We start from the raw sequence: 3,045 nt of genomic DNA on the forward strand, positions 1-3,045 counted from the left end.
TGCGTTGTCTATAATCGAGTAGGGTCGGTCGTCTACCCTGTTTGATTGGCAATCGCGCTTATAGCTTATAGCTTATAGCTTCGCTCCTTTATTGAGTTGCTTGTTCCCGTTGATAAGACCAAAGAGCTATTAAGCCAAAAACTACCGTTGCCCAAATCAACCACAGTAAATGTAAAAATATCTGTTGGTCGTAGTCTAACCCTGCTGCCCAGAGAATTGATTCTTTATAATGATAAAAAGGTAATAAGGTAATGGCATCCTGTAAGTAATTGGGCATAGGTACAGTAAATGCACCGCAGGCGACGGGAATGATAATTAAAGATAAACCTAAGATAGAGTCAGCACTTTTAGGATTGAGTAGATAACCCAAGATTAAACCGAGAATCGCAAAGGGAATTACTCCAACTATTAGTACCAAAAATAGATTTGTCCACAAGCCGAAACTAGCATCTATTCCTAATTGCCAATATCCCAGGATGAACGCCACAAGAATACTTACGGTGCAAATTAAAAGAGAAGTGATAATCTTAGCAGCAATGTGAATAAAAGGTGGTAAGCAAGTGACTTTAAGTAATTTAAGCCATTTTTCCGATCGCTCTATCGCAACTCTTTTACCCAGGCGATCGATAACAACGGTAAAGAGAACTAATCCACAGATACTTACCAGTGATTCAATCGCAGCATCTCCTTGAATTCCCAACTGTTTGAGTAATGGTAGAAAAGCTACTAAAGCTAGAGTCATAACTAAAAATACAGGGGTGCGGAGTAGTTGGAGAATTTCAAAGCGCAGTTGTCCTCCCATGGCTGGTAATAAATTAGATGTTGTTTCCCGTGTCTTGGTAGTATTTTGCTCTGAGGTAAGGCGAGGCACAGTGCGATCGCGCCAGCGTCGCGCTTCGCGATCGCTTTTCAGGATATTTTCGGCAATTTGTCCTGTTGCTGGTGCTTCTGAGTACTTGTGTAGAGTGATTTCACGGGTTGCTAAACTTTCTAATTCTTGCCAGTCTGATTGATTATTGGTCACCATCAAGATAGTAATCCCCGCTTGATGAGAAAGTTTAATCTGTTGCCAAAATTCTTCGTATCCTTTTTCATCGAGGTTTCTTGTCGGTTCATCCAAGATAAGTAACTGAGGATTACCAACTAAAGCCAGAGCAAAATAAAGTCTCTGTTTTTGTCCGCCAGATAAACCGCTAGCATCAAGATGTTCTTTCCCCTTGAGATTGACTTTACCCAAGACTTCTTCAGTGGATAGCGAGTTAGTATAATAGCTGCGCCATAGTTGAACCAATTCTATTACCTTAGCGTTAGGAGGAACTTGAGTATCTTGTAAAACAACTCCTACTTGAAGCTTAGAATTACTGGCTTTAGGCGATCGCTCCATCAGCTTAATTTCACCATTACTAGGTTTTAGCAAACCCAAAGCTAAATTAAGGATAGTGCTTTTTCCTGCACCGTTTTCTCCCCGCAGGATGACAAATTCACCTGGTTGAACACTAAAGCTAATATTTTCTAGAATGGTTGTTTTTTGCCAAAATCCTTTGCGGAAAGTTTTATCAACGCAATCAAATGTAATTAAATTCATTGCTCTATCTGAATTTAGGAAAAATTTTTAATCACTGAATCATCTGCACTAAAAACCAAACTCCAGTAGATATCGCAACAGCAGGTAGTAGAGGAACACCAATTAAGGCGGTTAAAACTAAAAGAGTTGCTGCGCCACCAGCATAAGCTATAAAGTCATTTCCCATCAATGTTGATGTGGCTACGGAATCGCTGTAATCGTTGCAGGTACTCAATAAACAAACATCAGTTTCTCTGGCAAAGAGCAAAAATACCGTTAGTCCTAAAAGTACACTAAGGCAAATCAAACCCCATTTTTGGACATTAGAAGAATTAGTGTTTTCAGAATTTATGACTGAGACTGCTTGAGTTTTCAGCCTATCTTGTGTAGGTTCATTAGGGGAATGGGAAACGATTTGAGAGGAGCGATCTGTATCCATTATGAGTTATTTACTCCTTAATTATTGAATAAAAAGTAATTTGTAATTTATTTCAAAATTGTTCTGGTAGCTAACCAAATAACAAAACCAACTGCTATGGCAACAGGTGGTGCAATAGAAGAAAGTGCAGCTAATCCAGCAGCAGCAACTCCCCCTGCAACTCCTCCTGCAACATCAGGATTTTCTTGAATCGAATTTATAACTCGATCTAGTTTAGTTTCTGACTCAGTTTGAGTGCTATTGTCAGCAATTTCTAAAGTGTGAGAATTATCAGCAACATTATTAGGTTGAGATTTGTCAGTATTTTGTATAATTTGAGATTTTTCTTGTAGTTTTGGAATACTAATAATTGGCTCAGTTTGAGTTAGCTTCTGTGGAGATAATTGTTTTATTTGGGCTGAATTAAAGCTATTTTTGATTGCTACTTGACATTTTGTTGGTAGTTCGCCTCCCCAATGAATCATTGGTTGACAAGAGTGTTGAATCTGCAAAGTTTTGGTAACCAAAAGTGATGTCCAAGTCAATAAACAGATTGCTATAACTGTGGTAAATTTAGACATGGTAAATTTAGCAAATAGCGATCGCGCTTTGCGGGTTATCGTTTAATTGTAGGAATGTCTGCATACTTTAATTTTGAAACAAGTTTGCTCTAATTAGCTTGCTTTGAGCATTTCCCAGTTACAGAATTTTATAAATGTTTTTATAGCTAAAATTTTTCTGTTTATACCTTATACCTTATTTATATTTTACGCTTGATGTGAATTAGCGGTGAGACTCCGCGTCGGCAGACAGAGGTCGGAACTCGGTGAGGTCTCCTCACTATCACGCAAGCCGACCTAGCAAGGGAATGCAAAACCTAACCCTTCGCTTTAGACTTATTACTTCGTAGCTATAAGCTAAAGATAAATTCACCTATTTTAGTCTATAGGTATTATTCTCGCTCTTCTCGTAACGCAGACTTGCTTTCTTTTACGATGATTTAGGCTATATCAAAAGTAATTTCAATTCACATTAGACGTATTTTTGAATCTGATGATTTTTT

General features: G+C 38.1%; 3 protein-coding genes. All 3 read right to left on the minus strand.

Annotation, left to right across the window (positions count from 1 at the left end):
• Window positions 1-88: 88 nt before the first annotated feature.
• The 3 genes from H1P_RS32265 to H1P_RS32275 are packed head-to-tail and all read right to left on the minus strand — an operon-like array spanning window position 89 to window position 2,563.
• Window positions 89-1,585 (minus strand): ABC transporter ATP-binding protein/permease, encoded by a 1,497-nt coding sequence (locus H1P_RS32265; RefSeq protein WP_144875413.1) that lies wholly within the window; start codon window positions 1,583-1,585, stop codon window positions 89-91.
• A gap of 31 nt (window positions 1,586-1,616) precedes the next feature.
• Window positions 1,617-2,003 carry a hypothetical protein gene (locus H1P_RS32270; protein ID WP_144875415.1) on the minus strand — a complete coding sequence of 129 codons (387 nt, stop codon included), beginning with the start codon at window positions 2,001-2,003 and terminating at the stop codon, window positions 1,617-1,619.
• 47 nt (window positions 2,004-2,050) lie between these two features.
• Entirely contained in the window at window positions 2,051-2,563 is a 513-nt protein-coding gene (locus tag H1P_RS32275; protein ID WP_144875417.1) for a hypothetical protein, read from the minus strand.
• Window positions 2,564-3,045: the final 482 nt, after the last annotated feature.

The organism is Hyella patelloides LEGE 07179 (genome assembly GCF_900659865.1).
Lineage (GTDB): Bacteria > Cyanobacteriota > Cyanobacteriia > Cyanobacteriales > Xenococcaceae > Hyella > Hyella patelloides.

Excerpts from the sequence above, each read along its gene's own strand:
- H1P_RS32270 (WP_144875415.1), bottom strand. The coding sequence starts at position 2,003 with ATGGATACAGATCGCTCCTCTCAAATCGTTTCCCATTCCCCTAATGAA.
- H1P_RS32265 (WP_144875413.1), bottom strand. The coding sequence starts at position 1,585 with ATGAATTTAATTACATTTGATTGCGTTGATAAAACTTTCCGCAAAGGA.
- H1P_RS32275 (WP_144875417.1), bottom strand. The coding sequence starts at position 2,563 with ATGTCTAAATTTACCACAGTTATAGCAATCTGTTTATTGACTTGGACA.